18 protein-coding genes, 1 pseudogene and 1 riboswitch are annotated in these 23,013 nt (G+C 71.9%); of the genes and pseudogenes, 10 read left to right on the forward strand and 9 right to left on the reverse strand.

Annotated elements, in window-relative coordinates; all coding sequences use genetic code 11:
• Positions 1–249: 249 nt before the first annotated feature.
• On the forward strand, positions 250–3,264 hold the full coding sequence (locus ACWDBE_RS17000) for an ATP-binding protein (RefSeq protein ID WP_449788727.1): 3,015 nt from the start codon (positions 250–252) through the stop codon (positions 3,262–3,264).
• Between the two features lie 296 nt (positions 3,265–3,560).
• Entirely contained in the window at positions 3,561–4,628 is a 1,068-nt protein-coding gene (locus tag ACWDBE_RS17005; protein WP_449788726.1) for an aldose epimerase family protein, read from the forward strand.
• A 60-nt stretch (positions 4,629–4,688) separates the two neighbouring features.
• Here the strand turns inward: ACWDBE_RS17005 and ACWDBE_RS17010 are convergent, their stop codons facing one another.
• Positions 4,689–5,192 (reverse strand): GNAT family N-acetyltransferase, encoded by a 504-nt coding sequence (locus tag ACWDBE_RS17010; RefSeq protein WP_449808415.1) that lies wholly within the window; start codon positions 5,190–5,192, stop codon positions 4,689–4,691.
• A 312-nt stretch (positions 5,193–5,504) separates the two neighbouring features.
• Here ACWDBE_RS17010 and ACWDBE_RS17015 point away from each other — a divergent pair, with 312 nt between their 5' ends.
• From ACWDBE_RS17015 to ACWDBE_RS17035, 5 genes are all read left to right on the forward strand, one after another.
• On the forward strand, positions 5,505–6,782 hold the full coding sequence (locus ACWDBE_RS17015) for an extracellular solute-binding protein (protein ID WP_449808416.1): 1,278 nt from the start codon (positions 5,505–5,507) through the stop codon (positions 6,780–6,782).
• Positions 6,783–7,022: 240 nt separating this feature from the next.
• A complete protein-coding gene (locus ACWDBE_RS17020; protein WP_449788723.1) occupies positions 7,023–8,024 on the forward strand; it encodes a carbohydrate ABC transporter permease in 1,002 nt (333 codons plus the stop codon).
• Positions 8,025–8,063: 39 nt separating this feature from the next.
• Positions 8,064–8,963, forward strand: coding sequence for a sugar ABC transporter permease (locus tag ACWDBE_RS17025; RefSeq protein ID WP_449808417.1), 900 nt, complete (start codon positions 8,064–8,066; stop codon positions 8,961–8,963).
• A gap of 73 nt (positions 8,964–9,036) precedes the next feature.
• Positions 9,037–10,734: a glycoside hydrolase family 13 protein gene (locus ACWDBE_RS17030; RefSeq protein WP_449808418.1), complete on the forward strand. Its 1,698-nt coding sequence runs from the start codon at positions 9,037–9,039 to the stop codon at positions 10,732–10,734.
• 25 nt (positions 10,735–10,759) lie between these two features.
• Positions 10,760–11,779: a LacI family DNA-binding transcriptional regulator gene (locus tag ACWDBE_RS17035; RefSeq protein WP_449788720.1), complete on the forward strand. Its 1,020-nt coding sequence runs from the start codon at positions 10,760–10,762 to the stop codon at positions 11,777–11,779.
• A gap of 116 nt (positions 11,780–11,895) precedes the next feature.
• Here ACWDBE_RS17035 and ACWDBE_RS17040 read toward each other — a convergent pair whose 3' ends face one another.
• From ACWDBE_RS17040 to ACWDBE_RS17050, 3 genes are all read right to left on the reverse strand, one after another.
• Positions 11,896–12,096: a hypothetical protein gene (locus ACWDBE_RS17040; protein ID WP_449808419.1), complete on the reverse strand. Its 201-nt coding sequence runs from the start codon at positions 12,094–12,096 to the stop codon at positions 11,896–11,898.
• 230 nt (positions 12,097–12,326) lie between these two features.
• Positions 12,327–13,619: a transglycosylase family protein gene (locus ACWDBE_RS17045; RefSeq protein WP_449808420.1), complete on the reverse strand. Its 1,293-nt coding sequence runs from the start codon at positions 13,617–13,619 to the stop codon at positions 12,327–12,329.
• A riboswitch (cyclic di-AMP (ydaO/yuaA leader) is annotated at positions 13,606–13,769 on the reverse strand. It overlaps the preceding gene by 14 nt.
• A gap of 517 nt (positions 13,770–14,286) precedes the next feature.
• Positions 14,287–15,246: a sirohydrochlorin chelatase gene (locus tag ACWDBE_RS17050; protein ID WP_449808421.1), complete on the reverse strand. Its 960-nt coding sequence runs from the start codon at positions 15,244–15,246 to the stop codon at positions 14,287–14,289.
• A 558-nt stretch (positions 15,247–15,804) separates the two neighbouring features.
• Between ACWDBE_RS17050 and ACWDBE_RS17055 the strand changes: the two genes are divergently transcribed.
• Positions 15,805–16,068, forward strand: coding sequence for a DUF397 domain-containing protein (locus ACWDBE_RS17055; RefSeq protein WP_449808422.1), 264 nt, complete (start codon positions 15,805–15,807; stop codon positions 16,066–16,068).
• Positions 16,069–16,525: 457 nt separating this feature from the next.
• On the opposite strand, the pseudogene ACWDBE_RS17060 reads toward ACWDBE_RS17055, so the two are convergent.
• Positions 16,526–16,996: pseudogene (locus ACWDBE_RS17060) on the reverse strand (ATP-binding protein); the annotation flags it as partial.
• Between the two features lie 418 nt (positions 16,997–17,414).
• Between ACWDBE_RS17060 and ACWDBE_RS17065 the strand changes: the two are divergent.
• Positions 17,415–18,281: a helix-turn-helix domain-containing protein gene (locus tag ACWDBE_RS17065; protein WP_188297256.1), complete on the forward strand. Its 867-nt coding sequence runs from the start codon at positions 17,415–17,417 to the stop codon at positions 18,279–18,281.
• A 78-nt stretch (positions 18,282–18,359) separates the two neighbouring features.
• Here the strand turns inward: ACWDBE_RS17065 and ACWDBE_RS17070 are convergent, their stop codons facing one another.
• Both ACWDBE_RS17070 and ACWDBE_RS17075 read right to left on the reverse strand, forming a co-directional pair.
• Entirely contained in the window at positions 18,360–18,965 is a 606-nt protein-coding gene (locus ACWDBE_RS17070) for a TetR/AcrR family transcriptional regulator (RefSeq protein WP_449788716.1), read from the reverse strand.
• A 227-nt stretch (positions 18,966–19,192) separates the two neighbouring features.
• On the reverse strand, positions 19,193–20,743 hold the full coding sequence (locus tag ACWDBE_RS17075; protein WP_449808423.1) for an MFS transporter: 1,551 nt from the start codon (positions 20,741–20,743) through the stop codon (positions 19,193–19,195).
• Between the two features lie 85 nt (positions 20,744–20,828).
• Here ACWDBE_RS17075 and ACWDBE_RS17080 point away from each other — a divergent pair, with 85 nt between their 5' ends.
• Positions 20,829–21,263 (forward strand): MarR family winged helix-turn-helix transcriptional regulator, encoded by a 435-nt coding sequence (locus ACWDBE_RS17080; RefSeq protein WP_449788714.1) that lies wholly within the window; start codon positions 20,829–20,831, stop codon positions 21,261–21,263.
• 58 nt (positions 21,264–21,321) lie between these two features.
• Here ACWDBE_RS17080 and ACWDBE_RS17085 read toward each other — a convergent pair whose 3' ends face one another.
• The gene (locus ACWDBE_RS17085; protein ID WP_392875731.1) at positions 21,322–22,269 is read right to left on the reverse strand and encodes a M56 family metallopeptidase; all 948 of its coding nucleotides are present in this window, start codon (positions 22,267–22,269) and stop codon (positions 21,322–21,324) included.
• 178 nt (positions 22,270–22,447) lie between these two features.
• The gene (locus ACWDBE_RS17090) at positions 22,448–23,002 is read right to left on the reverse strand and encodes a DUF5134 domain-containing protein (protein ID WP_449808424.1); all 555 of its coding nucleotides are present in this window, start codon (positions 23,000–23,002) and stop codon (positions 22,448–22,450) included.
• Positions 23,003–23,013 lie beyond the last annotated feature (11 nt).

Genomic DNA, 23,013 nt, shown 5'->3' on the forward strand with positions numbered 1-23,013 from the left:
GTTGACGCGGAGGGGCGCGAGTGCTGGGGGCGGATTTCGCAAGATCATCTGCGCCTCGAAGGCCGTAGGGTATCTGATGCAATGATCGGACGTTAGGGATATTGGGCGATTGCCCTCGACGGTACGCCCGAACCCCCACCGTCCGCCCCAGCCTGCACGAATGCCCCACGGGAAGGTCCGTGCGGCGCTAACCTCGGCTCCACGCAGTGATGGAGCTGTGACGCGAGCGGGCGAGGCGGAGGCGCGAGGGTGACCGAGCAGGAGAACGCAATTGGGGCGGGTGCTGGTTCCGCCCCCGACGGCGACGTCACCGCGCCCCGGGTCCGGTTGCGAGACCGCGACGCCGAACTGCGCTCGGTGGAGGCCGCCGTCGACCGGCTCTGCCGCGGCTTCGCCGCCGGCGGCACCGAGATCGGTGACCTGCTCACCTTCTCCGGCCGCCCCGGCATCGGCAAGACCAGTCTGCTGCACGAGGTCCGGCGGCTCGCCAAGGTCCGCGACGGCGCCACCGTGCTGTTCGCCCGAGGCGGCGAACGGCAGTTCAAGGAGCCGTACCACGTGCTGCGCCAGCTGCTCCAGCCCGTGCTCACCGACCTGAAGCCCGACGTGTTCAGCCAGGTCATGGGCACCTGGGAGGAGGTCGTCGGGCCGGCCATGGGTCTGAAGCAGCCCAAGGTCGGTGCCCGCCGCCTCGACCCGCAGGGCGTGCGCGACGGCCTCGACTACGTCATCACCCAGCTCGCGCCGCGCCGCGCGCCGATGGTGATGATCGTCGACGACCTGCACTGGGCGGACGGGGAGTCACTCTCCTGGCTGACCAAGTTCGCCATCCGATCGAGTGAACTTCCTGTCCTGCTCGTCTTCGCCTTCCGGGAGGACGAGAACGACTGGCCCGCCGAGACCCAGGACTTCCGCCGGGACGTCCTCGCGCTCAAGGGTCGCAAGCACGAACTCAACCGGCTCTCCCTCAACTCCGTCACCGACATGATCCGCGCCGAGCTCGGCGACAAGGCCGAGGACGCCTTCTGCTACGAGTTCTGGAACGTCGTCAACGGCAACCCGTTCGAGGCCAACACCCTGCTCGACCAGGTCCGCGAGCAGGAGCTCGAACCCGTCGAGGAGAACTCCCGGCAGCTGCGCGAACTCGCCGTCGACGCCGCCGGGATGACCCTCAAGAGCTGGCTGGACCGGCTCGGCGCCAGCACCCTGCGCTTCGCCTGGGCCTGCGCGATGCTGGGTACCGACATCCGGGTCGACCTCGCCACCCGGATCTCCACCCTGAGCACCGAGGGCGCCCGCGAGGCCATCAAGCAACTGCGCAAGCAGCGCGTGCTGACCCAGACCCCCAACGGGAACCTGGAGTTCGTCCACCCGCTGATCGCCAGCTCCATCTACAACACCATGCCGGACGCCACCCGCCTCGGGATGCACGGCATCGCCGCCGCCGAGATCGAGAACGCCGGACTCGGCCTGCTCGCCGCCTCCCGCCACCTGGTCGAGACCCACTCCGGCGAGGGCGACGACCGGATCGTCAAGAAGCTCCGCCGCGCCGCCGTCGAACACCAGCTGATCGGCGCCCCCGAGGCCGCCCAGCGCTGTCTGCACCGCGCGCTCAACGAGCCGCCCGCCGACGAGATCAAGGCCGAGGTGCTGTACGAACTCGGCTGCTCCGCACTGCTCACCGACCCCGTCGCCACCGTCAACCAGCTCAAGCTGGCCCTCGACCCCGACGAGGTGCCGCTGCGCCCCGCACTGCGCGTGGACGCCACCTTCCGGCTCTCCGAGGTGCTCGCCCACGCCGGTGAGCTGGGCCAGGCCGCCGTGGTCTGCCAGGACGAGGCCGAGCGCACCGCCGACCCGGCCGCGCGCCAGCGGCTCCAGGCCGCCTCGTTCATGTGGCACGCCTTCCGCAAGTCCGAGGAGGACGGCCCCGGCCGCTCCGCCCGGCTCGGCGAGATGTGCCGCAACCTGGGCGGCCGGGAGGCGGCCGACCGGGCCGTGCTCGCCATGCGCGCCTGGGACCTCACCCTGTGCGGCGCCCCCTCCGCCGAGGCGCTCGCGCTCGCCGACGAGGTCCTCGACGTCGGCCGACTCCCCAAGGGCCTCGGCTGGACCGACACCACCTGGGGCTTCGAACTGCCCTCGATGCTCGGCCTGACGTACATCTACAACGACCGCATCGCCCAGGCCGAAAGGCTGGCCGCGGACGCCATCATCCAGTTCGAGATCGCCGGTTGGAGCGGTGCCCACCGGGGCTTCGCCTACTTCCTGATGGGCCTGGCCCGGTTCCGCCGCGGCCTGCTCGCCGAGGCCGAGGACTTCCTTCGCCGGGCGTACCGCATCTCCGAGCGGATCGGGGAGAAGCTTCCGCTGGCCTGGGACGCGATCGGTGTGCTGGTCGACACCCTGATCGCCCGGGGCCGGGTCGACGAGGCCTGGAACCTGGCCAACGAGTTCGGTTTCCACCCGCCGTACCACTCGACGGCCATGGTGCTGCCGGACGCCGCCTCGCTGTACGGCAAGCTGCTGGTCGCCAAGGAGAAGTACGCGGGCGCGGCCGCCGCGCTCACCGAGGCCGGCGCCCAACTGGAGGTCCGCGGCTGGCGCAACACCGTCTGGGCGCCCTGGGCCGGCCACCTCGCCATCGCGATCGCGCGCGACGAGCCCGAGCGGGCCCGCGAGTACGCCCAACAGGCGGTCATGGACGCCCGCGCCTTCGGCACCGCCTCGGCGATCGGCAGCGCGCTGCGCCTGCAGGCCAGGATCGAGGACGGCCAGGCGGCGGTCGAGCTGCTGGAGGACGCCGTGACGTACCTCGGGCAGTCCCCGGCCGGCTACGAGCACGCCGTCGCGCTGGTCGACCTGGGCGCCGCGCTGCGGCGGGTCGGACGGCTGGACGACGCCCAGGAGTACCTGTACCAGGGCATCGAACTGGCCCAGCACTGCTCCGCGGAGGGGTTGGTCGACCGGGCCCGGCGGGAGCTGGCCAACTACGGCCTGCGGCCCAACCGGCTGGGGCTGCGCGACTTCCGGGAGACCATCGACACGCTCAGCAGCGCGGAGTGGGAGGTCGCCAAGCGGGCCGTGCAGGGCGTGCCGCCGCAGCGGATCGCCGACGAGCTCGGGGTGCCGATCGGCCTGGTCAACCGTCGGCTGGCGGCGGTCTACCGCAAGGCGGGCAGCGGGCCGGACGGGCTGGCCTCGGCGCTCGGGCTGCCGCAGCAGCAGCGGGACGCGGGCTGGTTGGAGGACCTGGACGACTAGGAGCGGGTGGCGCGTGGCGGTCGGTGGCCGCAGGGTCTCGGGCGGCGGGGTCTCGAGCGGTGGTGCCTGACGGGCGCGTAGCCGGTGCCTGACGGGTGTCCAGCCGGTGCCTGCCGGGTGGCCAGGGGCCCAAGTGGTGGACGGCGGCGCGCGCGGCGGCGCGTGGGTGCGCGGAAGCGCCTGCGCCGCGCCTGCCGTCGCTAGGCTGACCGAGACGGGGCTGCCGCGGCGCCCCCTCGACGGACCCGGAACCGGGCGGCCGCGGTGCGACCGGGCCGCCAGTGAGGAGCAGGCCAATGGCGAGCGAGGCCACCAGCGTGCGGCAGGAACCCCTGGAGCCCTCGGGCGCCGGCGCCGCGATCGGCCGCTGGACGCTCACGGCCGGCCCGTACGAGGCGAGCGTGCTCACCCTCGGCGCGACGCTGCACACCCTCAGCGCACCGGACCGCGCCGGCCGCTCCGCCCAACTACTGCTGTCCACCGACCGGTTGGCCGAGATCCTCGGCCCGGCCCGGCACTACGGCACGGTGGTGGGCCGGTACGCCAACCGGATCGACCGCTCGTCGGTCACCATCGACGGCGAGGAGCACCAGCTCGCCGGGACCGGTGGCGGCATGACCATCCACGGCGGTCCGGACGGCTTCGCGCACCGGATGTGGGAGGCCGAGCAGGTCGAGGGCGGGGTGCGGCTGGCACTGCACAGCCCGGACGGGGACCAGGGCTTCCCGGGGGCGATGGACGTCACCGTCACGTACACCCTGGCCGCCTCCGGTGAGCTGGTGATCGCCTACCGCGCCGTCACCGGCAAGCCGACCGTCGTCAACCTGACCAACCACGCTTACTTCAACCTCTCGGGTGAAGGCAGCGGCGACGTCCTCGGCCACCTGCTCACCCTGGACGCCGACGCCTACACCCCGGCCGACGAGCGGCAGATCCCGTACGGCAGGACCGAGCCGGTGGCCGGCACGCCGTTCGACTTCACGCTGGCCACGCCGGTCGGCAAGTCGGTGCACGACGAGCACCCCCAGCTGACCGGGCCGGGGGGCTACGACCACAACTGGGTGCTGCGCGCCCGGCCGGCGGACGGCAGCCCGGCGCGGGCGGCGCGACTGGAGGACCCGGTCAGCGGCCGCACCCTGGAGGTGCTGACCACCGAGCCGGGCATCCAGGTCTACACGGCGAACAAGTTCCAGGGCACGGTCACCGGCGCGAGGGGCGTCCCGTACGGGCCGTTCGCCGGGATCGCGCTGGAGACCCAGCACTTCCCGGACTCCCCGCACCACCCGGCGTTCCCCAGTACGGAGCTGCGGCCGGGGGAGGAGTTCCGTTCGACGACCGTGCTCCGGCTGGGGACCGACCGGTAGGGCCGATCGGTGGGGGCCGATCGGTGAGTCGGGCCCTACCGGTCGACCGGTGGTTCGGTCCTACGGCCGCAGGTCCCGGCGCATGCAGAGCCGGGGCCAGCGGTCCAGACCGTGCTCGGCCTCCTTGCGGCGGATCTCGCGCAGGCCGGGGGTGAGTTCCTCCCCGGCCAGCGGGCGGAAGCCGCAGCGGGCGTAGTAGGGGGCGTTCCAGGGCACTTCGGCGAAGGTGGTGAGGGTGAGCGCGGGGGCGTCGGCGGTCTCGGCGAGGTGCTCGATCAGCGCCCGGCCGATGCCGCGGCGAGCGTGGTCGGGGTGTACGGAGACCTGTTCGATGTGGAGCGCGCCGTCCACCGGCTCGGCCAGCAGGTAGGCGGCGACGGTTCCGTCGGGGGCCTCGGCGACCAGGGCGACGCCCCGGTCCAGGTAGTGCGCCAGCTCCTGCGGCGCGGGGGGGTCGTCCTCGGCGATCTCGGGCATGCCGATCGCGGCGAAGGGTGCGCCGGCGGCCCGCTCCAGCTCGGTGAGCAGCGGAAGTTCGTCCCTGGTGACGGCTCTGATTCGCATGCGTCCAGTCTGCTGCAGGCCGTTTTCGGCCACGGACGGTGGTTTCGTCAGCCAGTCCACAGCGGGGCGAATCGGACGAATTCGGGCAATCGGTGCTGCCATCAACTACCGTGCGGCAACGTCAAGGACACGCGGGCGTAACGATCGCGGTTTCTTGCAGAAACTTGCTGCAAGGACTTTCCGTCCTTCTTGTGCCGCTGTTAACTTCCTTCCCGAGCCCGACGGCAGCAACGGTGCGGTCGGTACGAGGCAGCCACATTATGCGCCTGTCTCCGAACATCTCGGGCACCCCCACCCTCCCAAGGAGTTCTCATGCGGCGTGGCATCGCGGCCTCTGCCCTCGTTGTGGCCCTCGCGGTCTCGATGGCTGCCTGTAGCAGCAGCGGCTCCAGCTCCGACGGCAAGGCCGACGGGCCGGTCACCCTCACGTACTGGGACACGTCGAACGCCACCAACGAGGCGCCGAACTACCAGGAGCTCGTCAAGAAGTTCGAGGCTGCGAACCCGAACATCAAGGTCGACTTCGTCAACGTCCCGTTCGACCAGGCGCAGAACAAGCTGCAGACCGCCATGGGGGCCAAGGGCGCTCCGGACGTGTTCCGCTCCGAGGTCGGCTGGACCGCCGCCTTCGCCAAGGCCGGCTACCTCGAGCCGCTGGACGGCACCCCGGCCGCCGCCGACACCTCCGCCTTCCAGCCGAGCCTGGTCCAGCAGGCCAAGTACGAGGGCAAGCTGTACGGTGTCCCGCTGGTGACCGACACCCTCGGCCTGATGTACAACAAGGAGCTGTTCGCCAAGGCGGGCATCACCGAGGCGCCGAAGACCTGGGACGAGCTGAAGACCGACGCCGCCGCCGTCAAGGACAAGGCGGGCGTGGACGGCTTCTGGCTGAAGGCCGCGGACGGCTACTACGCGCTGCCGTTCCTGTTCGGCGAGGGCACCGACACCGTCGACGCCGCCGGCAAGAAGATCACCATCACCTCGCCGGAGGCCGTCAAGGCCGTCGAGACCTACAAGACGATGTTCACCTCGCCCGGCACCGCCAAGGCCGACGTGACCACCGACGCCTACGCGCACATGATGGACGCCTTCAACAGCGGCAAGGTCGCGGCGATCATCCAGGGCCCCTGGGAGATCACCAACGTCTACAAGGGCTCGGCCTTCGCGGACAAGAGCAACCTCGGCATCGCCGCCGTCCCGGGCGGCTCCGCCGGCAAGGGCGGCGCCCCGACCGGTGGCCACAACATCTCCGTCTACGCGGGCGCCGACAAGGCCCACAAGGCCGCCGCGGAGAAGTTCGCCGCCTTCATGACCTCGGCCGAGAGCCAGGCGTTCATCGCGCAGAAGAACGCCACCCTGCCGACCCGCTCCGACGCCTTCACCGCCGACGTCAAGGCCGACCCGGGCATCGCCGGCTTCCAGGCCGTGCTGAGCAGCGCCAAGCCGCGCCCCGAACTGCCGGAGTACAGCTCGCTGCTGGCCTCGCTGAACACCAACCTGGGCAAGGTCGTCCAGGGCACGAGCACCCAGGACGCGCTGAACACCGTCGCCATCGACTACGCCAAGCTCCTGCCGGGCTTCGCCAAGTAGTCCCTGTGCCCGGCCCGCCGGCCGACGGGTGACCGTGAACGGGTGACCGTGAACGGGTGACGACGGACGCGGGACGGCGAACGAATAACAGAGAACAGATTTCATCATCTGTCAGTTGTCATCTGTTCGCTGTCCGTCGTCCGCTGTCTCCTGCCACCGCCACCGCCACCGCCACCCGTCACCCCTCCGGCGGGCCGGGCCGTCGGCTCCCCCGAGAATCCCCCCGAGAAGGTGCAAACGATGTCAGTCGCCGTGCAGGGCGCCACCGACAAGGGCAGCCGGGAGCGCGAGCAGCGTCCGGGCCTGCTGGAACGCGTGAAGCGCTCCTACTCCAAGCACTGGTACGCCTACGCGATGATCGCGCCGGTCGTGCTGGTGCTCGGCGTGCTGGTGCTCTACCCGCTCGCCGAGGGCATCTGGCTCACGCTCACCGACGCCAACAGCCTCAACGTGGCCCGCAAGATCGGCGTCAACGAGATCCCGGCGAGCTACGAGTTCGTCGGCTTCCACAACTACGCCGACATCCTGTGGGGCCCCGGCTCGTACGACCGCTTCTGGTCGCACTTCGTCTGGACCATCGCCTGGACGGCGGTCTGCGTCTTCCTGCACTACACCCTCGGCCTCGGTCTCGCGCTGCTGCTCAACCAGAAGATGCGCGGCCGCGCCGCCTACCGGATGCTGCTCATCCTGCCCTGGGCCGTACCGACCTTCGTGACCGTCTTCTCCTGGCGCCTGATGCTCGCCGACGGCGGCGTCGTCAACGGCATCCTCTCCTTCCTGCACCTGCCCGAGCCGGGCTGGCTCACCGATCCGTGGGCGCAGAAGGCGGCCGCGATCATGGTGAACACCTGGGCCGGCGTGCCGTTCATGATGATCTCGCTGCTCGGCGGACTCCAGTCGATCCCTGCCGAGCTGTACGAGGCCGCCGAGATGGACGGCGCCAGCGCCTGGCAGCGCTTCCGGTACGTCACCCTGCCAGGGCTGCGCTCCGTCTCCTCCACGGTCGTGCTGCTCGGCGTGATCTGGACGTTCAACCAGTTCAACGTGATCTTCCTGCTGTTCGGCACCGGCGCCCCCGACGCCCAGCTGCTGGTCACCTGGGCGTACCGGCTCGGCTTCGGCCAGATCCCCCGGGACTACGCGCAGTCCGCCGCCTACGGCGTGATCCTGCTGTCCATCCTGATCGTCTTCACCGCCTTCTACCGGCGCTGGCTCGCTCGCAACGAGCAGGCCAACGGCTGAGGCCCCGGACCCAGTTGACCCACGAAGGCAGGTAACCCGATGAGCACCACCACCGAACTCCCGACCCGCGCGGGGGCCCCGGCGGCCCGGCCCGCCAAGGCCCGCCGCCGCGGCGAGCGCAGCCCGCTGGCCCGGGCGCTGTCCCACGGCACCCTGATCCTGGCCGGCCTGATCGCGCTGTTCCCGGTCGCGTGGATCCTGTTCGTCTCGCTCGGCCCGGACAAGACCGACTACCTCCACCCCGGCCAGATCTTCGACAAGCTGACGCTGTCGAACTACCAGCACGTGCTGTCCGACACCGACTTCTTCACCTGGTTCGGCAACGCCCTGCTGGTCTCCGGCATCACCACCGTGTTCGGCGTGATGCTCGCCGCCACCACCGGCTACGCCGTGTCCCGGATGAAGTTCCCCGGGCACAAGCCGCTGATGTGGTCGCTGCTGGTCACCCAGATGTTCCCGATCGCGGTGCTGATCGTGCCGATGTACACGATGCTCTCCGAACTCGGCCTGCTGGACAGCTACACCGGCCTGATCCTGGTCTACTCGACCACCACCGTGCCGTACTGCGCCTGGCTGCTGAAGGGCTACTTCGACACCATCCCGGTCGAGATCGACGAGGCCGGCCGGGTCGACGGGCTCAGCCCGTTCGGCACCTTCTGGCGCCTGGTGCTGCCGCTCGCCCGCCCGGGCCTGGCGGTGGCGGCCTTCTACTCCTTCCTCACCTACTGGGCCGAGGTGCCGTTCGCCTCCACGTTCATGCTCAGCTCCGACAAGTACACGTTGGCCGTGGGCCTCCAGACCTTCGTCAGCGAGCACGACGCCCAGTGGAACCTGATGGCCGCGACCGCCGTGCTGATCGCGATCCCCTCCGCGGCCTTCTTCTACCTGGTGCAGCGCCACCTGGTCACCGGACTGACCGCCGGTGCCTCCAAGTCGTAGCGCGCCGCCGCGTCGTCACGCGCCTCCACATCCCAGCGCCTTCCGCTCCTCTAGTCCCCAAGGGATACCGTCCATGACCCAGAACCTGGCCGACACCTCCCGGCCTGCCGCCGACACCGCTCACGAGGCGAACGTCAGCGCGTCCAGAGGCTGGTGGCGGGACGCGGTCATCTACCAGGTGTACCCGCGCAGCTTCGCCGACTCCAACGGCGACGGCATGGGCGACCTGCCCGGCATCCGCAGCCGCCTGCCCTACCTGCGCGACCTCGGGGTGGACGCGGTCTGGCTCTCGCCGTTCTACGCCTCGCCGCAGGCGGACGCCGGCTACGACGTCGCCGACTACCGCGCGGTGGACCCGATGTTCGGCACCCTGCTGGACGCCGACGCCCTCATCCGGGACGCCCACGACCTGGGCCTGCGGATCATCGTCGACCTCGTCCCCAACCACTCCTCGGACCAGCACGAGTGGTTCCAGCGCGCGCTGCGCGAGGGCCCCGGATCCCCGCTGCGGGAGCGCTACCACTTCCGCCCCGGCAAGGGCGAGCAGGGCGAACTGCCGCCCAACGACTGGGAGTCCATCTTCGGAGGCCCGGCCTGGACCCGCACCGAGAACCCGGACGGCACCCCCGGCGACTGGTACCTGCACCTGTTCGCCCCGGAACAGCCCGACTTCAACTGGGAGAACCCGGCCGTCGCCGACGAGTTCCGCTCGATCCTGCGGTTCTGGCTCGACATGGGCGTGGACGGCTTCCGCATCGACGTCGCCCACGGCCTGGTCAAGGCCCCCGGCCTGCCCGACCTCGGCGGCTCCGACCAGCTCAAGCTGCTCGGCAACGACGTCATGCCGTTCTTCGACCAGGACGGCGTGCACGAGATCTACCGCAGCTGGCGCAGGATCCTCGACGAGTACCCGGGCCAGCGGATCGGCGTCGCCGAGGCCTGGACCCCGACCGTCCAGCGCACCGCCAACTACGTCCGCCCGGACGAGCTGCACCAGGCCTTCAACTTCCAGTACCTGGGCACCGACTGGGACGCCACCGCGCTGCGCGAGGTGATCGACCTCTCGCTCGACTCGATGCGCCCGGTCGACGCCCCCACCACCTGGGTGCTGTCCAACCACGACGTCACCCGGCACGCCACCCGGTTCGCCAACGAGCCAGGCCTGGGCACCCAGATCCGCACCCCCGGCGACCGCGAACTCGGCCTGCGCCGCGCCCGCGCCGCCACCCTGCTGATGCTCGCGCTGCCCGGCTCGGCGTACGTCTACCAGGGCGAGGAGCTCGGCCTGCCGGACGTCACCGACCTGCCCGACGAGGTCCGCCAGGACCCGTCGTTCTTCCGCCAGGCCGGCCAGGACGGCTACCGCGACGGCTGCCGCGTCCCGATCCCGTGGTCCGGCACCGAGGCCCCGTACGGCTTCGGCCCGGTCGCCGGCGGACCGTCCTGGCTGCCGCAGCCGGCCGAGTGGGCCGGGCTGAGCGTCGAGGCGCAGACCGGCGACCCGACCTCCACCCTGGAGCTCTACCGCAGCGCGCTGGCCGTCCGCCGGGCCCAGCCCGACCTCGGCGCCGGCACCGGGGTCGAGTGGCTGGAGAGCCCCGAGGGCACCCTGGCGTTCCGCCGCGGCGCCTTCGTCTGCACCGTGAACACCACCGGCGAGCCGGTGCGGATCGCGGCCCCGGGCGCGCTGCTGCTCGCCTCGGCCGACCTCGTGGTGGACGGCGGCGAGACGGTGCTCGCACCGGACAGCACCGGCTGGTGGGCGGTCTGACGTGGTTGGAATAGGCTCTGGGACCGTGACTACGGCGCGACTCTCAGACATCGCGGCGCAGGCGGGGGTCAGCGAAGCCACCGTCTCCCGCGTGCTCAACGGCAAGGCGAACGTTTCCGCCGCCACCCGGCAGACCGTTCTGGCGGCGCTGGACGTGCTCGGGTACGAGCGGCCGACCCGCCTGCGCCAGCGCAGCGCCGGGCTGATCGGTCTGATCACGCCGGAGCTGAGCAACCCGATCTTCCCGGCGCTGGCCCAGGTGATCGAGCAGGTGCTCAGCCGGCACGGCTACACCCCGGTGCTGTGCACCCAGACGCCGGGCGGGTCCACCGAGGACGAACTCGTGGACATGCTGGTGGACCGGGGAGTGGCGGGCATCGTCTTCGTCTCCGGACTGCACGCCGACAGCACCGCCGACCACGACCGCTACGCCCGGCTGGCCGGACGCGGGGTGCCGTTCGTGCTGATCAACGGCTACAGCGAGAAAATCGACGCGCCTTTCATCTCGCCGGACGACCGGGCCGCGATGTGGATGGCCGTCCAGCACCTGGCCGAACTCGGGCACGAGCGGATCGGGTTGGCCGTCGGGCAGCGCCGGTACGTGCCGGTGCTGCGCAAGATCGAGGGCTTCACGGCGGCGATGCGCGAGGTGCTCGGGCACAGCGGGGAGGCGGCCGAGAACCTCGTCCACCACACGCTGTTCAGCGTGGAGGGCGGGCACGCGGCGGCCGGCGCGCTGCTCGACAAGGGCTGCACGGCGATCGTCTGCGGGAGCGACATGATGGCGCTCGGGGCGATCCGGGCGGTGCGCCAGCGCGGGCTGTCGGTGCCGCAGGACGTGTCGGTGGTCGGGTTCGACGACTCGCCGCTGATCGCCTTCACCGAGCCGCCGCTGACCACGATCCGCCAGCCGGTCGAGGCGATGGCCACGGCGGCGGTCGACGCGCTGCTGGAGGAGGTCGGCGGAAACGCCGCCCAGCGGGGCGAGTTCATGTTCCAGCCGGAGCTGGTGATGCGCGGGTCCACGGGGGCCTGCGCGCGCTGAGCGCCGGCGGCCGCGGCCGACGTACGGGCCCTGGAGGGCGGTTGCCCTCCGGGGCCCTTCGGCGTGCGCGCGGCCGGTCGTGGCGGCCGTCGGTGGTCGTGGCGGCCGTCGGGTGGTCAGCCCTCCTGGGTGGTCGGCCCGTCGGCGGTCAGGCAGTGCCCGTCGGTCGCGTCGCCGGTCCGGGTCTCGGTGCGGCGGCCGCGGGCCAGGTAGTCGCGCAGGACCAGTTCGACGGCGTCCTGGGGGTTCTTGGTGCCGGAGAGCATCATCACGTCGATCGCGAGGTTCGCGTCGAGGGTGACGGTGACCTGGGCCATGTGGACTCCTCCTCGGGTGTCCTCGGGTGCAGAGCAGCAGCATGCCCGTTGGAGCGGGGATCCACCACGGGGATATGGCCGGAGGTACGTCGGAACCCCCGGGGAGAGCGACCAGACTCTCCCCGGGGGCGGTGGGTGGTCAGCGTTCGGGCGACAGCTGACAGATGATGAAATCTGTTACCTGTTACCTGTTACCTGAGGCCCGTCGGCTGTCCGACTGCGCGCCGTTCTCAGACCCGGCCGGCGAAGTCCGGGGCCCAGTTGGCGATGCTCTGCTCGCGGACGCCCGAGCTCGGGTTGGCGGCCTCGACGTACTTGCCGTTGCCGACGTAGATCGCGACGTGGTAGACGCCGGAGTCCTTGCCGTTGTTGGACCAGAACAGCAGGTCGCCCGGCTTGAGGCTGTCCAGCGAGACGTGGGTGCTGGCGGCGGCCTGGTCGGCGGCGACGCGCGGGACGGAGATGCCCGCGGCGCGCAGCGCGGCCTGGGTCAGACCGGAGCAGTCCCAGCCGCCGTTGCCGGTGCCACCGTAGACGTACGCCTGACCGACCTTCGACTCGGCGAAGGCGACCGCGGCGGCCATGCTGCCAGTGGCGGCCGGAGCCTGGGTCTGGGCCTGCGGCGCGGGCTTGGCGGCCGGCTTGGCGGCCGGGGCCGGGGTCTGCGCGGTCGGCTGGGCGTTCACGGCACCGCCGTTCGCGGACTGGCCGGACTTCTGGGAGCGGTCGGACCCGGTGGAGTCCGAGCCGGTCGCACCGCCGAAGGACAGCTGCTGGCCCGGGTAGATGGTGTCCGGGCCCTCGGTCAGGGTGCCGCGGTTGAGCTCGTACAGCCGCTGCCAGCCGCCCCGCACATTGTGCTGGTCGGCGATCGAGGACAGCCAGTCGCCCTCGACCACGGTGTAGTCGCCGCCCTGGGCCTGCTGCTGACGCTTCTGGACCCAGTCGCCGCGGTTGCCGGAGGCGGTGGCCTGCGCGCCGTCCTGGGCGGGCGCGGCGGGCTTCGCGGCGGGGGCCTGGGGCGTCGCGGCCGGAGTGGCCGGCTTGGCGCTCTGGACGGGCGCGGCGGGCTTGGAAGGGGTCGAGCCCGTGGCCGAGCCCGCCGAGGTGTCGACGGCGGCCGGGGTGCCGCCCTTGGCCAGGCCGGCCTTGACGGAGCAGACGGGCCAGGCACCCGGGCCCTGCGAGGCGAGGACCTTCTCGGCGATCGCGATCTGCTGGTCCTTGGTGGCCAGGTCGGCGCGCGTCGCGTAGGCGGTGCCGCCGAAGGCGGACCAGGTGCTGGAGGTGAACTGGAGGCCGCCGTAGAAGCCGTTGCCGGTGTTGATGCTCCAGTTGCCGCCGCTCTCGCACTGGGCGACCTTGTCCCAGGTGGCGACGGAGGCGGCCGAGGCGGTGCCCGGGGTGAGGCAGGGGACGGTGAGGCCGACGCCCGCGACGCCGAGGGCGGCGATCACGCGGCGGGTTCGGCCGGGCAGGCTGGTGCCGTTGGTGGGCAGCATGAAGACGGAGTCCTCTCCCACGCCTGCGAGGTGAGCTGTCGGATTCGGGCTGGAGTTGCCCGGCCGCGCCGGTGGGCGCGGCTTCACCCCTAGCCCTGGACCGTTCCGCAGACCGGTCCGGGGCGACTTACCTGTGGGTCCCCCGCTCCTGCCGTGGTGCGTTTTCGCGCTGCCAGGACATCCGACGGCAGGACTCGGCGTTGCGGATGAACCGGGTTCGTGTGGTCACGAACGGGGAGCACGTTAATCAGACTCAAGTTCAAACTGCAAACCACTGTGATGCGCATCACGGTTTAGTGGGAACTGCCAAAATTGCCGCCATCCATGATCGTAAATGATCGTTTTCGGGCAATGCCGTTGCTGAAGTCGACAACTGGCTCCACCTCAGAGCTGATGTGACACCGCGCCGAGTCGCGGAGCCGGCGCACCCTGGCGGTGGGGGAGTGGGCGCGATTCGAACACCTGGGCCTGCGCTCCCTATTCCCTTTCAAATGCCACCAGAACGGACATTCCGCGCTATTTTTCGCGTCATCGTCGTCATTGCCGTCCGCATCCGGGCGGGAGGGTGACGCGGGAGGGGCGATCCGGGAGGGACGACGCGCGGGCGGTGGGAGGGATAGAGCGAAGGGCCCGGAACGCAAGCCGTTCCGGGCCCTTCGGAGCGCGCCGAGCGGCGCGCGGAGTCGAACTACTGCCCGGCGGGCGCCTCGGCGGCCGCGTGGGCGCCGCGAGCACCCTCCGTGACCCCCTCGGCCTCGGCGGCGGCCGCCGCCTCCGCCTCGGCCCGCGCCAGGTCCTCCGGGGACGGCGTGGGCAGCGCGGCCAGGTACGTGGAGGCGATCAGCTGGCCGACCGACGGGTACGAGCCCAGCGGCGCGGCCGACGGGCAGCCGGTCTCCTCGGCGGCGGTGGCGAGCAGCTCGGAGTCCGCCTCCGGGCCGATCACCAGCGGGGCCAGCGCCGGGCGCTGCGAGCCGGTCTCCTTGAGGTGGTTGACGGCCGCGGCCACCGAGCCGGGCACGTCGAGCGCGGCGGCGACGACCGGCACGGCCAGTCGGGCGGCCAGCAGCACGCCGGTGATGCCGGCCGCGGCGGCAGCGTCCTCGCCGCCGACGGTGGTCAGCACCACGCCGTCCGCGGCGGTCGCGATGGCGAACAGCCGGGCGCGGTCGGCCCGGGCCAGCCCGGCCTCGGACAGCCGGACGTGCACGGCCTCGGCCAGCAGCGGGTGCGGGCCCAGCGGGTCGGTGACGGGCGCGCCGTACTCGGCGGCGAGCGCGTGAAGCTCGGTCAGGAAGGTGTGCGGGCCGGGCACCAGCGGCACCAGGACGGGCATCGGAAGCCCGGCCTCGGCGGCCAGGGTCAGCAGCTCGGCCACGGTGCGGTCCTCGCCGTCCGCGCCCTCGGTGCCGTCACCCGGGAGGTAGCCGACCGCGGTCTGGACGCCGTTCTGCTCGGTGCGGACGATCGAGAGCAGCTCCTCGACGACCGAGCGGGACTCGGGCCCGGCGGTCGCGGGCACGGCGAGCACCAGGGCCGGGGCGCCGGCCGGGATCTCGGGGCGCTCGGGACGACGGTGGCGCCCCCGCGCACGGGAGCCTGGAGTGCGGACGGGCAGTGGCGCGCCCGGGATGGCTGCGGTGCTCATGCCGGAGATCGTAGGACATCTGCCCGTCAGGCTTGCAGTCGGCTGCCGTGCGGGATTCACGCGAGCGCGGTGCGGACCCGGCGCGTCCTCGGCGCCGGTCCGGGCGCTTTGCCTACAATCCGGACATTCTTCGCCCAACCCCCGTACGGTCGCCCGTGGTTGCCTCGACGTGATCCGAGGGGCGGGCGTTGCACCCGGGGCGCGTGAGATGTCTCACAGCACAGGGGTGGTTTGACTGAGGGTCACGGGCGCGCGACTCCCGGCATTCGAAGATCAACATTCGGCGGGGAAGTGCTCACGGCCGGTTATCGCGAACCCGGCGATTCCATCGGCTATGTCCGTTTACGTACCGTCAGGAGAAGGGTCCGTGAAGAGTTCGCGCCTGCGAATAAAAGGCCTCGTGCACCTGCAATGTCTCGTGCTGATGCACGTGCACTGCAGCTATCATCGCGTCAAGTGAGGCGTTGTGCCGGACCGGTACGGGGCCGGTCCGTTCGTTTCGGCGGTGCCGGGGGCGCCGCGCTGGACGACAACTCCGGAGCTCTTCGGGAGACTTCTATGCACGACTCGCAGGACACGAACGGTTCGTACGACACCTACAACGGGATGGCCGCCGCCGATCTCCAGGGGGTGGTCTGGCAGAAGAGTCTGCACAGCAACTCCCAGGGCAATTGCGTTGAATTCGCGGCCCTGCCGGGCGGCGACGTGGCGATGCGCAACTCGCGCTTCCCGGACGGACCGGCCCTCATCTACACCCGGGCCGAGATCGCCGCCCTGCTGCTGGGGGCGAAGGACGGGGAGTTCGACCACCTGGCGGTCTGACCGGCCGCCGTGCTCCACCATCGGGGGGCCGTCGTGGGTGCCGACACCACGACGGCCTTTGTCTTTTCCTTCTCCGGGCGCCCCCTTCTCCGGAAGGCCCCTTCTGGCGAACGACCCCCTCTGCGGAGGCCTCGTCCGGCGGCGTCCCAAGGGGCCGTGCGGCCGTCCCGTCGCCCCGGGCCGCTCACTGGTCGGCGGCACCGGAAGGTCTCGGCGGGGCCTGGTGGAAGGGCCCGGGGCGTGGTCCTCCCGGGGCTTCCGCGACCGGCCACACGCCGTCAGACGCAGGGGCCCGTCCCGGGTGGCGGGGTCCGTCCCGGGTGCACGGATCCGTTCCGCTGCGCGGCCCGCCCTAGGCCGAGCGCCGATGCCGTCCGCCGACCTCGACGGGCCCGTCGAGCGGTGAGCGGCCGCCGAGCCCGGGGCGTCCGTCCAGCGGGCAGCCGCCGACCGTCTCCGCCTCGAACATCGCCCAGACCACCTTGCCGCTGCCCAGCGGGTGCCAGCCCCAGGAGCGGCTGAACGACTCCACCAGGTGCAGCCCGCGGCCCGACTCGGCGACGAAGTCGGCCTCCCGGGCGACCGGGCCGATGCTGCTCGGATCGCTCACCGCGCAGACCACCTGGGGTGCGCGGTGCACGAGGCTTATTCGGATCGGGAGCCGGCCGTCCGCGGTCGGCTGTATGGGAAAGTCGTACTCGCCCTGGGCGCCGCCCGACGGGTCGGGCCGTGCGCCGATCGCATGCCGGAGCGCGTTGGTCACGAGTTCCGAGGCCACCAGCGCGACGTCGTCGAACAGCTCCGTCAGGCCCCAGCGCTGGAGCGTGGTCCGAGCGAAGTCGCGCGCGGTTCTGACGGCTTCGAAACGAGGAGCGAGCGTGCAGGTGACCACAAGGGGGTCAACCGCCAAGGCCGTACCGGTGCTCATGAAGAGCTCCTCCCATAAGGGGGCGGACACGGCTGGACCCGCCGGGGTCATGCCGGTCACCTCCGACTCGCTCGGCCGCTCGGCCGCCCCCTCGACCAGGCGCGCGCGCACTCGAACGCCCGATGACGCGGGGGACGCCGTCGGGTCGGTGCACGGAGTCGCGCGTGGGGTCGACGCGGAGCCCGCGGGATTGCCAGGGATGTGCAGGTGCACGTGCACCATGGTGGTGTGCGCTCACTGCAGATGCAAGAGTCGATTCACGTGCAGTCGCACTATTGGCATATGCAAGCGCCGAATGCACGTGCATCCTGGTGTGTGGAGCGTAGAACTGATAGGAACATCCGTCAGTATCGGCACCGTGAGCGCTCAACTGATGGCAGACTGTGCGCTGTTTGCCCTAGGTGGAGGTTTCGACCGCATGACCACAGTTCAGCCGGGCGGCGGCTCGATGGTCCGCCGGATCCTCCTCGGCTCGCAGCTGCGCCGCCTGCGCGAGGCGCGCGGCATCACCCGCGAGGACGCGGGCTACGCGATCCGGGCCTCCGAGTCCAAGATCAGCCGCATGGAACTCGGCCGCGTCAGCTTCAAGGAGCGTGACGTCGCCGACCTGCTCAGCCTGTACGGCGTGGACGACGGCATCGAGCGGGAAGCCCTGCTCGGCCTCGTCCGCGAGGCCAACAAGTCCGGCTGGTGGCACAGCTTCAACGACGTGCTGCCGGGCTGGTTCCAGACCTACGTCGGCCTGGAGGAGGCCGCCCAGCTGATCCGCACCTACGAGGTGCAGTTCATCCCCGGGCTGCTCCAGTCCGAGGAGTACGCACGGGCGGTTTTCGGCCAGAGTCGGCCGGTCATCAGCGAGGAGGAGGTCGAACGGCGGGTCAGCCTCCGGCTGCGCCGCCAGAAGCTGCTGGCCGAGGGCGCCAGCCCGCGCCTGTGGGCGGTCATCGACGAGGCCGCGCTGCGCCGGCCGGTCGGCGGGCCCAAGGTGATGCGCGGTCAGGTGCAGTACCTGATCGACGTCGCCGAGCAGGCCAACGTGGTGATCCAGGTCATGCCGTTCCGGTTCGGCGCGCACGCGGGCGAGTCCGGGGCGTTCACGATCCTGCGCTTCCCGGAGCAGGACCTCGCGGACGTGGTCTACCTGGAGCAGCTCACCAGTGCGCTCTACCTGGACAAGCGCGACGACGTCGACGCCTACATCCAGGTCATGGAACGGCTCTGCGTGGACAGTCTCACGCCGGAGCGCACGATCGACCTGCTCGCCTCGATCCTGAAGGAACGCTGAGTCGCTGCCGTCCGGGGCCTGTGAACCCCCTCTCCCACGAGGCCCCCGGCAGTCGGTCGCCAGGCCGCCCACCCGCGGTCAGCTGCGGGCCGGCGGCCGTTCGCGTTCCGGCGGCGACGGCTGCGGCGGGCGGCCCAGCTCCCAGGGCAGGTCGTAGCGGCGGAAGAGGTCGGCCCGGATCGGTGCCAGCGGGATCTCGGCGCCCGGCAGCAGCACCCCGATGCAACCGCCCATCAGCGCGCTGCGCAGTACCGCGTGCTCGGCGACCGGGTCGGGTGCGCCCCAGTCCCGCAGCAGCCCCTGGAGGATCGCGCCGAGCTGTTGCTGCTCGGGGTCCTGGACGAAGGCGCCGGTGTCCGGGTCGAGGATCAGTGCCAGGTGGGAGCGCATCACCCGGGGGTGGTCCAGTGCCAGTCCGAGCACGGCGTCGATTGCCCGGGCCAGCCGGGCGTCGGGGGAGGAGTCGGGGGCCAGTTCCGCCAGCGCGCCCGCCAGCGCCTGGTGCATCATCCGGTGCGTCGCGGACTGCATCAGCAGCCGTTTTCCGTCGAAGTAGTAGGAGAGCAGCCCGCGGGCGAGCCCGGCCCGCTCGGCGATGTCGGTCAGCGTGGTGCCCGCGTAGCCGCGCTGGTCGACCAGCTCGACGGTGGCCCGCATGATGCGGCGGCGGGAGCGCTGCCGCATCTCCTCATTGACCGAATCCCCGCGAGGTGCCATCGTGTCTGCTCCGAACGTTCATTGGTTTCGAGCCAATATACTTGCGGAGCCGAAAGCCGCACCGAGGAACCGTGCCCCGAGGGGCGTGGTCCGGGCGGCCGCCACGAAGACGGCCGGCTCCACCGACACGGGGGTTTGGTGGAGCCGGCTCCATGGCCCCGCGGCCCGGATGCCGACCGCGCGGGGCCGGGGGGTCAGTGCCCGGTCAGGACTTCGGCCCTGGCCTCGGTCGACCCGACCGGTGCGCTCACGGGGTCAGGCGCGGTCACGGGGTTCGGCTTGGCCACGGTGTTCGGCTCGGTCACGGGAGTCGACGCGCGGCGCCGGTCGACCACGGCGCCCACCGCCGCGACCACCAGGCCGAGGAGTGCGACCGCCGTGACGAACAGCAGCGCCGGCCGGTAGCCGTCCAGCTGGGCCTGCGGACCGTCGCCGCCCGCGCTGCCGGCCGTGATCATCGCCGTCGCTCCGGCCAGCACCACCGCGGTGCCGACCTGGATGGCGGTGTTCACCAGGCCCGAGGCCAGGCCCTGCTCCTCGTCGGCCACGCCGGCGGTGGCGGCGATGTTCACCGAAGGGAAGGCGAACGCGAAGCCCACGCCGAGCAGCAGCATCGAGGGCAGCACCAGGCCCGGGTACGAGCTGTGCTCGTCCAGCCGCAGGAACAGCGCGAACGCGGCGACCAGCGAGAACACGCCGATCGGCAGCAGCCGCCCGGTGCCGAAGCGGTCCACGATCGGGCCCATGAAGGGGGCCGAGAGCGCGATGATGGCCCCGGCGGGGAGCAGCCCGAGGGCCATCTCCAGGGCCGACCAGCCGAGCAGGTGCTGGAGGTAGAGGGTGACCACGAACTGGAACCCGCCGTACGCGCCGGTCATCGCGAAGGCGACCACGTTGGCCCGGGCGACCGAGCCGTTGCGGAAGATGCCGAGCCGGACCAGCGGGTGCGCGGTGCGGCTCTCCACCCGGAGGAAGGCGGCGGCCAGCGCGGCGACGACGAGCAGCGAGGCGAGGGTGCGCGGGCTCAGCCAGCCGACGCCCTGGGCCTCGGTGACGGTGAAGACCAGCAGCAGAACGGTCGCGGTGCCGGTGATCGCGCCCAGCGCGTCGTAGCCGCCCTTGGCGCGCTCCTCGACCGGCCGGGGGAGCAGCCGGACGGCGAAGAGCAGGGCGAGCAGCGCGACCGGGACGGGCATCAGGAAGGTCCAGCGCCAGCCGACCGAGGTGAGCAGGCCGCTGAGCACCAGTCCGAGCGAGAAGCCGCTGGCGCCGCAGGTGGTGTAGATCGACAGCGCGCGGTTGCGGGCCGGGCCCTCCGCGAAGGTCGTGGTGATGATCGACAGGCCGGCCGGGGCGGTGAAGGCGGCGCTGACACCCTTGAGGAAGCGGGCCGCGATCAGCAGGCCGCCGTCGTCGACCAGGCCGCCGACGAGTGAGGCGGCGGCGAACACGCCCAGGGCCACCAGGAACACCCGGCGGCGGCCGAGCAGGTCGGCGGCGCGGCCGCCGAGCAGCAGCAGGCCGCCGTAGCCGAGTACGTAGCCGGAGACCACCCACTGCAGGGCGGAGGTGGACAGGTGCAGGTCGGCGCCGATGGACGGCAGGGCGACGCCCACCATGGAGACGTCCAGGGCGTCCAGGAACATGGCGGCGCAGAGCACGATCAGGGTGCCCCAGAGGCGGGGAGTCCAGTGCGGCCCGCTGGTTGACGGGGCGTCGGGTGACGTGACGGTCGCGGTGGTCATGGGGAGGACAGTACATGCACATGCATTGAATGCAAGAGCATTAAATGTAGCTGCAGCAATTGCCCGTGCATGCTAAAGTGGTGGGGTGGCTGAACTCGACTCCCCGGCGGAGGCCGGTCTCGTCGCGCAGTGGCGCGAGCTGCTGGCCCGGCAGGCCGCCACGGCCTGCGCGCTCGACCGCGAGCTGGGCGACCGGTACGGGCTGGGCATGAGTGAGTTCGAGGTGCTGGAGCGCCTCGTCGAGGAGTGCGGTGGCGGCAGGCCCGCGGTGCGGGTGAGCGAGCTCGCCCACACCGTCCACCTGAGTCAGAGCGCGCTCTCCCGGCTGATCGCCCGCCTGGAGAAGGCCGGGCTGGTCACCAGGGCGATGTGCGAACGCGACCGGCGAGGTGTCCTGCTCGCCCTCACGGAGGGCGGTCGGGAGCGCTACGAGCAGGCCAGGCCGTTCCACCGCCGGGTGCTGGAGCAGACCCTCGGTGATGGGCCAGGCCCCTCCTGCGCGCCACCTCCTGCCGGTTGACCGTCCGTCAGGGGTGCTTCGCCGGGGCGGAGTCAGCCCCGCGGCGGCGCTCGGCGCCTCAGAGCAGTGAGTGAAGTCCCGGCGCCGCGGCCAGCAGGAGAACCACGGCGGGCGCGGCGAGTGCCGCCAGGGTGAGCCGCAGCCGGTGCGGGACGGAGAGCCGCGGACGGCCCGCGAGCAGCCGGTCCACCCGCTTCGGGGACTGCGCCAGGCCGGGCGGGCAGGAGCCGAACACCCCGCGGTCCAGGTTGAGTTCGGCCAGCGCGAGGGCGGTGGTGTGCCGGCCGTGCCGACGGGCGGCCCGGTCGTCGGCGGCCAGCTCGACCAGCTCCGCGACCTGGTCCCGGAACGCCCTGAACACGCCGACCCCGGGGAAGCCGGAGGCGAGCGCCTGGGCGAACTGCTGGAGCCAGTGGTGCCGCGCCCGGACGTGGCCCCGCTCATGGCTCAGCACCGCCGCCAGCTCCCGGTCGGTCAGCTGCTGGAGGGCGCCGGTGGTGACCACCAGCCGGGAGTCCGGCCCGGGCAGCGACCACGCCTCCGGGCGGACGTTCTCCAGCACCACCAGCCGCTCCCGGCGGCTCCGCGCGGCCTCGATGGTGTCCGGCAACTCCGGGGAACGGGTCGACAGTTGGGCGTGCCGGCGATCGCGCAGCGCCTTGGCCGTACGGACCTCCCGGGTGAGCGCCAGCACCGTCTGCACCCCGCCCGCGGCCAGTACCGCGGCGCACAGCCGTCCCCAGCCCTCGCCGTCCTGGAGGGCGTATGCGGCTTCCACGCCGTGCGGTGCGCCCGCGAACACCAGCGCGCGCAGTTCCGGCAGGGCGGCGGAGGCGGCCAGCAGCAGGCCCAGCGCGCAGCAGAGCAGCACAGCCACCACCAGGCACTGCCACACCAGCAGGGCCAGCACCGGTTCGCGCTCCGCCCAGCGGGCCCGGGACAACAGCCGGGGCGCGACGGTCGAGAGCAGCAGGCCGAGCAGCAGCAGGCCGATCAGGGCAGGCATCGATGGGCTCCCCGAGTACGCACGGAACGCGACAACGCGCTCCCTGCCAACCTATGCGCTGGCGACGCCCGGTGGAACGGCTTTCGACGGGCCAGTGACCAACGCCACGCCCGCGCGGGGGTCTTGGGGTGTCGGCGACCGGGTCGACGGGCGGGGCGGCGGGCCTGGTGCGCGGTCGTCACATGGTCAGGAGCATGGCGAACATGCCGATCCCCATGGTGAGTCGACAGGCCTGCGGCAGTCCGGCGGTGCCGACCGCGAGGGTGCCCGCCGGCGTGCGCAGCAGCCGGCTCCCGGTCCAGAGCGTGTAGCCGCCGAAGTAGAGGAGGAGCACGCCGGTCAGCACCGGAAGGCCCAGGGCGGCGGCGTGCCGGTGGCCGTGGCCTGAGGCGGTCGCCATCGCGAGGCCCATGTACGTCATGGCGAGCGCGCCGACCGCGTGGTGCAGCCGGTGTGCCCGGCCGGCCGGGGCGTGGGCGGCGGCGAGCAGGAAGGCGGCGGCGGGGAGGCCGAAGAGTCCGGCCCAGACGGCGGGTGGGACGGTGGCGCCGGTGATGGCCATCGCGGCCATGCCGAGCCCCATCAGGGCCTCGGCGGCGTCGGACTCCCGGGCGAGCGGTCGGTGCGTGCCGCCCGGGGCACAGGGGGAGTGGCGAAGCCGGGTCAGGCAGGAGGTGCCGGCCCCGGCGGCGAGGAGGGCGAGGAGCCAGTTGACCAGGGTGGGTCCGTGCAACGGGGGCCTCC

This window comes from Kitasatospora sp. NPDC001132 (assembly GCF_053598415.1).

Excerpts from the sequence above, each read along its gene's own strand:
- ACWDBE_RS17005 (WP_449788726.1), top strand. The coding sequence starts at position 3,561 with ATGGCGAGCGAGGCCACCAGCGTGCGGCAGGAACCCCTGGAGCCCTCG.
- ACWDBE_RS17010 (WP_449808415.1), bottom strand. The coding sequence starts at position 5,192 with ATGCGAATCAGAGCCGTCACCAGGGACGAACTTCCGCTGCTCACCGAG.
- ACWDBE_RS17015 (WP_449808416.1), top strand. The coding sequence starts at position 5,505 with ATGCGGCGTGGCATCGCGGCCTCTGCCCTCGTTGTGGCCCTCGCGGTC.
- ACWDBE_RS17020 (WP_449788723.1), top strand. The coding sequence starts at position 7,023 with ATGTCAGTCGCCGTGCAGGGCGCCACCGACAAGGGCAGCCGGGAGCGC.
- ACWDBE_RS17025 (WP_449808417.1), top strand. The coding sequence starts at position 8,064 with ATGAGCACCACCACCGAACTCCCGACCCGCGCGGGGGCCCCGGCGGCC.
- ACWDBE_RS17030 (WP_449808418.1), top strand. The coding sequence starts at position 9,037 with ATGACCCAGAACCTGGCCGACACCTCCCGGCCTGCCGCCGACACCGCT.
- ACWDBE_RS17040 (WP_449808419.1), bottom strand. The coding sequence starts at position 12,096 with ATGGCCCAGGTCACCGTCACCCTCGACGCGAACCTCGCGATCGACGTG.
- ACWDBE_RS17050 (WP_449808421.1), bottom strand. The coding sequence starts at position 15,246 with ATGAGCACCGCAGCCATCCCGGGCGCGCCACTGCCCGTCCGCACTCCA.
- ACWDBE_RS17055 (WP_449808422.1), top strand. The coding sequence starts at position 15,805 with ATGCACGACTCGCAGGACACGAACGGTTCGTACGACACCTACAACGGG.
- ACWDBE_RS17065 (WP_188297256.1), top strand. The coding sequence starts at position 17,415 with ATGACCACAGTTCAGCCGGGCGGCGGCTCGATGGTCCGCCGGATCCTC.
- ACWDBE_RS17070 (WP_449788716.1), bottom strand. The coding sequence starts at position 18,965 with ATGCGGCAGCGCTCCCGCCGCCGCATCATGCGGGCCACCGTCGAGCTG.
- ACWDBE_RS17075 (WP_449808423.1), bottom strand. The coding sequence starts at position 20,743 with ATGACCACCGCGACCGTCACGTCACCCGACGCCCCGTCAACCAGCGGG.
- ACWDBE_RS17085 (WP_392875731.1), bottom strand. The coding sequence starts at position 22,269 with ATGCCTGCCCTGATCGGCCTGCTGCTGCTCGGCCTGCTGCTCTCGACC.